Genomic DNA, 7,634 nt, shown 5'->3' with positions numbered 1-7,634 from the left:
TCTGTCCAAACAGGAAATCTCTCTTTGTTTTTGAGGGGGCGTCTTTTTGTTCCTAAAGCTGGATTATTTTCCAAAAGTCCTTGTTCAATTGCCCATTTAAAAAGCCCATTTAGGGATTGTAGAAAGTCTCTAGCCATTGCTGGTGTTTCTTTGCGCCGTTCAACACCGGCTATGATATGTTTCTTTTCAATTGCTTGGTATGGAATGTTTCCTATGCTATCACATACCTTCATAAGGATGAGTTCTTTTTGTTTTTGGGTGACTTTAGAAAGGCTATGCCAATTGGAGCTGTTAAAGTATTGTTTAAGGAGCCATGCGAATGAACCTTCGACTAGCTTACCAGTTTTTGATTTAGGAAGTATAAGCCCTTGTAACTCGGCAAGTGCGCTTTTGTAGTTGTCAACAAACTCTTGCGTTCCATAGGTTCCGCGGATTCTAATACGTGGTCCATGACCAATACGTACATACCATATAATTTTACCATGACGTGTGACTTCTTTGACAAGATGAGGAGGACGTGGTTTAGGCATGGTATTTTACATCTTAGAGAGTGCGGTTTCGTAATATTCATTCTTTGACAAATCTAAAAGTTTGTCTGGGTGGCTAACTGAATTTGGTATTGGAATATCTGCTTTAAGATAGATAAGCAGTTCACCGGTAGGTTTGATTTCTATGAGTTCGCATTTTTGCTTTTTTGCTTCTCTTAAAGCTCGTGCAATGTCTGCTTGCGTTATGATAGCTTTACGAGGCGCCATATCTTTTCTCCTTACATTGAGATGCAATTCACGTGTGGCGTGAATCACGCATTACTTGAAAGTGTTAAGAAGGGTGGGGGTGCTCGTAGATATGCGGGGAACAAAACACCCCCATAAGGTTAAGCAGCTTTTGTTGAGAGTTGTTGTATCTCTTGTTCTATCTCTGCTAAAAAGGTTTCAACAGCTTGATTGATCTGTTCAATTTGTTGATCATCACGGAGAATACGCTTGACTTTCATGCGCAAGTGAAAGAATTCCCCCGTAAAACGTGGGTCATAGCTTACGAAATCACACCATTTTCGTCCTGTACAAGCCATTTGGAATTGCATTTGTGCGTGATATTCTGGTTTGATTTCGTCACCTATACAAAAGCGCATATGTGTTACTGATCTCGGGCATTTGACTTCGATTAAACCGTCTTCTCCAATGAGACCATCAGGACTAGCCCCCGCCATTTCTATTGTGGGGTGTTGGATAAAGCCGCACTTTGTTATATTGGCATCATAAATGAAGCCATATTCTCTCAAGGCATCATCTTCATGTTCAATACCCCATCTCATATCTTCAGTTTCATAATAGGGGCTTGTTTCGCCTGTTAAGCGCTCTGTTATGAGTTTGATTTTGTAGTCTTCATATTTGCTCGTAGGCAATCCTTTTGTAGTTTTATTGAGTATGTTGTAAATGTTTGATGCGGTGACTTTACCCAAGCGTGCTTGGAACCATTCTGCTGTTCTTTGTTCCATCTCACACCGCCGTTCTTTGTTCTTGTGGTGCATATTCTATATCTTGGACGTGAATATATTCGGCATCTTGTATAGGCGCCTCTATTTGTTGTATAGGCGCCTCTATTTGCTTTTGTTGTAGGAAAGATTGTTCTTTTTCATGCTGTCTCTTTTGCAAAACATCCAAAATACTTTGTGCTACTTCATCAGGAAGATCTTCAAGCCTGTCGACTTGTGCATAATCAAGCACTTTTTCTTCTTCTGTTTGAGTGATGTTTATTAATTGTTTGATTTGCGTAAGCACATCATAAGAAACTAACTTCGTTTGTAGGTTATGGTTTGTTTCATTGATACGTTTTGCTTCATCTTCTTCATAAATACCGGAAAGCCCGAAAGCATAGCGAGCACATTGTATAGTGGCTTTATGGCGCAACATACGTGCTGGATATTTTTGCCATGCTTCACTTTTTTCTTGTTCGCATTCTTTGCGATATTCGGTGACTTCGATAGGGTCTTTAATGCCTTTGAGACGAATAGCACATTTGATAGCAATGATATTCCCATCATCATTGAGTTGATCTTGAAAGGTCATGCCATCAAAGTCAGGATTTGATTTGATGATCTTTATCCAACCGTCGATAGAAACAACGGGTATGATGCCGCCGCCTTTTTTAGGGAGAGCATAGATTTCTTTTGTTAAAGGGTTAAGTCCATAAGTATTGGCAACAAAAAGAAAAACGGCAAATTCTGCATCAGTGATGACATTAGCATTTTTATCTCCAATACAAGTTTTTATGATTGTGGTTCGAAATTCTTCAGCAGAAAATCCATATTTTTCTGCCATTTCTTTTAAAAAAGTGGAATTTGTCATCTTGATTTCCTACATTGCGCGCAATTCACCCGTGGCGTGAATCACGCTGGTGTTTAAAAATTGGTTTTTCGGTGTTAGAAACGGCTTATGTAGCTTATATCGCTTGCTGAATAGTCACTTTCGTAGATGATTGAATTGCGTCCACGAATTTCAAGATTACCAGAAATATTTACATTATCGAAAATATATACTCCATCTAGAATTTTTATATTTCCGGAAATGTGTGCTTTATCACTTATATAAGCATCTCCATAGACACGGGCATTGCCATAAACATGGCCCAAAACTCGAGCCTCACCATAAATTTGTGCATTGCCGTAAATTTGCGCATCATATTCAACATATGCTCCACCGCAAACTTTTGCATTTTCATAAACACGCGCCCTGCCTGTAATTTTTGCGCGTTCAAATACTTGTGCATTGCCGAAAATCTTAGCGTCACCATAAACTATAGCTTTATGCCAAACCCAACAATCGCCTTCATGCGATAGGTTGTCTTCTTTTTGTATATAGCCGCCTAAGTAACCTTTTTTAATATTTCTAAAATCTCTTAATGCACGTATGCGATAAAGTTTTTTACTTTTATCGGTTCTTGTATCATGAAATTCTTTTATTTCATCAGTGAGCTCGTATTTTTTCATCTGGTCTTTTCTCCAGTTGAGATTCTTCTATTGTCATTAATCCTTTCTTATACAAATTTGATCCACACACTCATCCCACTTGTTATGTGCAAATGAGTGGTTTTGATTGATTCAAGATAAACAGCTTTGAAATGAGAGAATCCTACGTTATTCGAGACTCTCATTCAACATACAAAACAGTGAATTATCATTATAATTCAATGCATTGTCACAATCAGAGACAGCGGTAAGCACATCAGAAGAGGCAAAGGCTCTTTCAGAACAGACAAAGGATGCGTGTGATGAAGTTAAAGCCTCCATTTCCTCTGTTAAGAGAGTTGCCGAATCGGCGCAAACAGGAGTGGAACAAGCCTCGCAAACAGCTTCAGAAGCGAAGGGTTTGGCGGAAGCGGCGAAAAGTGCAGCAGAGAGTGTAACAGAGAAAGTAGATCAAGCACTAAGAGAGGCTAGCGATGCAAAATCTAAAGCAGAAGGCTTAGAAACAATAGCCAATGAAGCAAAATCCACGAGTGATCATGCAAGCCAAACCGCTTTGAGTGCAAAAAGTTTATCAGAAGAAGCCAAGGAAGTAGCCGAGACTGCGAAGTCGACAGCAGAAGAAGCGAAGAGTGTTGCGGAGCAAGCAAAAGAAGAAGCTGATACGACGAAGCAAGGGCTTGGAGAGGTCAAGAGTTCATTAGACATGGTTACAGCAACGACAAATTCTGCGAATACAGCCGCCTCTGAGGCAAAAGCTTTAGCGGAAGAAGCAAAAAGTGCATTGACAGAAGTTCAAGAGAAGGCACAGAGGAACAGTGACAGTCTTTCTTTTCTTGAAGGTAGTGTAAATTCTTTTTCTACTTATTTTTTAGAGAATGTGCGTTTTGTTCAACCACAAAGAATTCGGGAAGCGGATTTGCAAAAAAGAAGAGGTATTATAATCAACAGCGGCGCATTTTTTCGCTGTTATCATGGTGGAGAGCATGGGAATAGGTACACCTTGCACCGTCTTACAAAGGGTGTGAGTTTTCTTATTACAAAACCTCTTGAAGCAGGCAAGGATTATTATATTTATCTTATACTAACCCTCACTAATAATAATGAGATCGGCTTTAATGTTTCGGACAATCCGACGGTTCATAAGAGCCATTTTTTAATCCTTTCTTATACAAATTTGATCCACACATTCATCCCGCTTTTGACGTGCAAGGGAATGATTTTGATTGATTCAAGATAAGCAGGTTTGAAATGAGAGAATCTTACGTTATTCGAGACTCTCAATCAACATACAAAACAGTAAATTATCATTATAAATCAATTTCTTGTCATCTAGCTACCGTGGATCACGATGAAAATGGCAATGTGATCTATGCAACCGATGAAAATGGAAATCCTATAAGAGACAGTCATGGAAACCCACAGCTGCAATATCATTATTTAACGGATGAAAAACAACAGAATTTACAAAAAGGTTCTGATGGCAAGGTTCATGTCTCCTTTAATGGCATCTTTACTCCACCAGAGGAAGCTGCTGTTTATGCGGTTCAATATGCGAAGGATAAAAATGCACCGCTTTATTTTGTTGTGTTCCCAGAAGCCAATTCTGCTATCTCAGAACTTCTGGTCGCGGGCTATCAGAAGCTTCTGGAAGGCAGACTTTTTTGGGATTGACCAATTCAACACAAGAAGCAAAAGATCTAATGTCTCGCTATGGTAACACAGGATTGCATTTTGATGCCCATAGTTGTGGCAGTTTGACAGGCTTTAATTATGATGAATTCTTTCAAACAAGAAGGTGTAAATGATGTAGCTGGCAATACAACGATCAATTTCCATGGACCAGCGGCTAATGTTTTAGTTGCATCCGGTCTGTTAGGTTATGTGAGTGATGGCAAACAAACCACTATTGGTTTTGATGGGAATAGATATGACTTTGTAAGCAGAATTATTAGCGGCAATGGCTATACTTATGAGACAATACCTGCTGGCAGTAACTGGTGGAAAGAAACATGGAACATGTTCACAAATACTTACAATCCCCATACTTGCCTTGGAGATGCGAGCCAAGCATGTCGGTATGTTTATGGCTCATCCAATCGAGTACAAAATAAGAAAAAAATCTTGGTATTGGTTTTCAGGAAGATATTGTTGATTGTGATGACAACGATGCTGTTAAGCAGCGTATAGGATTGATCAATGGTTATTTGAAGTCAGTAGTGAAGGAAGGTTGGGTGGATATTACTGAAGGGAAGAGCCTTTTTGATGATTGTATAATAGAAAAATCTAATAGTGGTTTTGTAGATTATTGTTTACAAATTAAAGCAAATAACCTCTTTTTTTATTTACATGAGAGAAGTAAAGGGTTTAGTTGTTTTTTTTGTTTTAAAGTCCTTACAGAAGTTCGCAGGCATAGAAGCAAAAATGGAATAATTTTTTTATTGGATGAGCCAGCAAATAATTTACATATTCACCCACAGAGAAAAATATTAAGCTCTTTACAAACTTTATCGAGCATAAAGGGCAATAAAGTAATTTATTCGACGCATTCCCCTTATCTTATTAACGACGATAATTTGTTTACCGTACGTAATGAAGCAAATGATTTTGAAGCGCCTCGAATTGTTTGTGAAAGATTTCTGGAATTAACTACATCTACTGAAGAAACTGTGAGGGCTGTTGAGCCTATTGTTCAAAAAACATGGATTACACACCTTGGAACAGGAGATGATTGGATTATAAAAAAATTTAATGGAGTTGCTGCTAATGCAAAGAAAGTAAATCACATTGCTGATTGCGTGAAACATATTATTGGTGGATAATTTTCTCAGTTTATGCCGTAAAGCTTATACTCTTACGAGTTTTATTTAAATGCTAACACCCTTTTGTAAAACTTTACGCAAACTTCGTATTGATCACTCCGAACGTCTCTTAGATATGGCTAAGAAATTAGACATATCTGTATCATTTTTATCTTCTGTAGAGATTAGCAAAAAATCTCTACCTATTGGCATGGAAGAAAAGATCATTGAACTCTATGATTTAGATCAAGAGGTAGCAGAAATTTTGAAAAGAGAATCGGATTCTTGTTGTAAAAGTTTCACTATAAAGTCTTCTGATACATTTAGATGTGAAGCTGTTGGTATGTTTGCTAGACTGATAAACATTATTTCACAAGAAGATTTAGAACTATTAAAAAATTGTTAGAGAAAGCTGGCAAAAAGAATGCGCTTTGTAAAGGAAAGAGTAAAAACCATATTCCCCTAACTTTATTTAGGCATCCCTTAATCTTTAAAAAATATATGAAGAATCAATAACTGAATAGGAATATAAAGCTATATGGTGGGCGATGAGAGCAAATAAAAAGCAAGTAAAATAAAATAGTTATGTCTAATATGAGGGAATAGGTGAATCTTGATTCTATTGAGTTTTTTTGCCTCTATCCCTCATCTTTTTGAAGCTTTTTTATGGCTTCAAGAGCAAGTTTTTTACGGTCTGCGCTCTTTGTGTAAAGAGATGCCATAGCGTCATCTGTCCAGCCAAAAATTGCTTTGAGTTGTGATACTGTTGCACCAGAGTTAGCTGCGCGTGTTGCTGCTAATTTTCTCAAGCCATGTGCTGATTTTTTGATTTCTGCTACGTTACAAGCCTCACGAAAAAGGTTGCCAAAACTTTCTTTAACTAGTTTTTTACCTTCTTTACCACAAATGAATGTTTCTGCTCCAATAGGACCTGCTTCAAGCGTTTTGGCTAATTCCGGTAAAATGGGAAGAAAAACATCTGTTTGGAATTTACTTTTCTCTGTTTTAAGATGAATGATGTTATTCTTTACATCTTTCCAGCCAATGCGGACCGCATCACCACGACGCAAACCCGTATACAAAAGGACATCAATCCAAACGCGTTCATGGGTACCATGGGACCATCTTTGATAATACTTCTCAACATCTTCTTCTGTCCAAACAACAAATCCATCTTTGTTGTTAAGAGCTGGTCTTCTTACTCCTGTTGTTGGATTATTTTCTAAAAGACCTTGATCAATTGCCCAATTAAAAAGTCCATTAAGGGCTTTCAGAAAGTTTCTAGCCATTGCTGGTGTTTCTTTACGCCGTTCAACACCGGCTATAATATGTTTCTTTTCAATTGCTTGGTATGGAATATTTCCTATGGAGTCGCATATCTTCATAAGAATGTATTCTTTTTGTTTCTTTGTAGTATTAGAGTAGCTATGCCAATTAGAGCTGTTAAAGTATTGTTTAAGCAGCCATGCAAATGAACCTTCAACAAGTTTACCGGTTTTGGATTTAGGAAGTATAAGCCCTTGTAACTCGGCAAGTGCGCTTTTGTAGTTATCAACAAACTCTTGCGTTCCATAGGTACCGCGTATTCTAATGCGTGGTCCATGACCAATACGTACATACCATACAATTTTGCCATGTTGAGTAATTTGTTTAACGAGATGAGGAGGACGTGGTTTAGGCATGGTATTTTACATCTTAGAGAGTGCGGTTTCGTAATATTCATTCTTTGACAAATCTAAAAGTTTGTCTGGGTGGCTAACTGAATTTGGTATTGGAATATCTGCTTTAAGATAGATAAGCAGTTCACCGGTAGGTTTGATTTCTATGAGTTCGCATTTTTGCTTTTTTGCTTCTCTTAAAGCTCGTGC

Annotated in this window: 11 protein-coding genes and 1 pseudogene; 5 read left to right on the top strand and 7 right to left on the bottom strand. The window is 37.9% G+C overall.

From position 1 onward, the window contains the following. The 5 genes from ACFINO_RS08660 to ACFINO_RS08640 all read right to left on the bottom strand — a co-directional run. On the bottom strand, positions 1-530 hold a 530-nt coding region (locus ACFINO_RS08660; RefSeq protein WP_404977963.1), incomplete at its 3' end, for a phage integrase central domain-containing protein. 6 nt (positions 531-536) lie between these two features. Further along, the gene (locus tag ACFINO_RS08655) at positions 537-755 is read right to left on the bottom strand and encodes a hypothetical protein (protein ID WP_375618906.1); all 219 of its coding nucleotides are present in this window, start codon (positions 753-755) and stop codon (positions 537-539) included. A 119-nt stretch (positions 756-874) separates the two neighbouring features. Further along, positions 875-1,498 carry a lambda exonuclease family protein gene (locus ACFINO_RS08650; protein ID WP_375655459.1) on the bottom strand — a complete coding sequence of 208 codons (624 nt, stop codon included), beginning with the start codon at positions 1,496-1,498 and terminating at the stop codon, positions 875-877. Position 1,499: 1 nt separating this feature from the next. After that, complete coding sequence (gene bet, locus ACFINO_RS08645; RefSeq protein WP_375655458.1) at positions 1,500-2,348, bottom strand: phage recombination protein Bet; 849 nt, start codon at positions 2,346-2,348, stop codon at positions 1,500-1,502. Positions 2,349-2,422: 74 nt separating this feature from the next. After that, the gene (locus tag ACFINO_RS08640) at positions 2,423-2,989 is read right to left on the bottom strand and encodes a hypothetical protein (protein ID WP_375634031.1); all 567 of its coding nucleotides are present in this window, start codon (positions 2,987-2,989) and stop codon (positions 2,423-2,425) included. Positions 2,990-3,194: 205 nt separating this feature from the next. Here ACFINO_RS08640 and ACFINO_RS08635 point away from each other — a divergent pair, with 205 nt between their 5' ends. The 5 genes and pseudogenes from ACFINO_RS08635 (at position 3,195) to ACFINO_RS08615 (ending at position 6,282) form a co-directional block, all read left to right on the top strand. Beyond that, positions 3,195-4,205 carry an alanine-zipper protein gene (locus ACFINO_RS08635; protein ID WP_375635066.1) on the top strand — a complete coding sequence of 337 codons (1,011 nt, stop codon included), beginning with the start codon at positions 3,195-3,197 and terminating at the stop codon, positions 4,203-4,205. 11 nt (positions 4,206-4,216) lie between these two features. Next, a complete protein-coding gene (locus ACFINO_RS08630) occupies positions 4,217-4,639 on the top strand; it encodes a hypothetical protein (RefSeq protein ID WP_375634034.1) in 423 nt (140 codons plus the stop codon). Between the two features lie 99 nt (positions 4,640-4,738). Then, positions 4,739-5,155: a hypothetical protein gene (locus tag ACFINO_RS08625; protein ID WP_375634036.1), complete on the top strand. Its 417-nt coding sequence runs from the start codon at positions 4,739-4,741 to the stop codon at positions 5,153-5,155. 44 nt (positions 5,156-5,199) lie between these two features. After that, entirely contained in the window at positions 5,200-5,787 is a 588-nt protein-coding gene (locus tag ACFINO_RS08620; protein ID WP_375655457.1) for an AAA family ATPase, read from the top strand. Between the two features lie 49 nt (positions 5,788-5,836). Further along, a pseudogene (locus ACFINO_RS08615) lies at positions 5,837-6,282 on the top strand (XRE family transcriptional regulator). A gap of 122 nt (positions 6,283-6,404) precedes the next feature. Here the strand turns inward: ACFINO_RS08615 and ACFINO_RS08610 are convergent. Together ACFINO_RS08610 and ACFINO_RS08605 are read right to left on the bottom strand one after the other, a co-directional pair. Further along, positions 6,405-7,448 (bottom strand): tyrosine-type recombinase/integrase, encoded by a 1,044-nt coding sequence (locus tag ACFINO_RS08610; protein ID WP_375655456.1) that lies wholly within the window; start codon positions 7,446-7,448, stop codon positions 6,405-6,407. A 6-nt stretch (positions 7,449-7,454) separates the two neighbouring features. Next, on the bottom strand, positions 7,455-7,634 hold a 180-nt coding region (locus ACFINO_RS08605), incomplete at its 5' end, for a hypothetical protein (RefSeq protein ID WP_375655455.1).

The organism is Bartonella sp. AA83SXKL (assembly GCF_042196965.1).
Lineage (GTDB): Bacteria > Pseudomonadota > Alphaproteobacteria > Rhizobiales > Rhizobiaceae > Bartonella.
The sequence above is the reverse complement of the archived record's forward strand: the minus strand, read 5'-3'. Positions and strand labels throughout refer to the sequence as shown.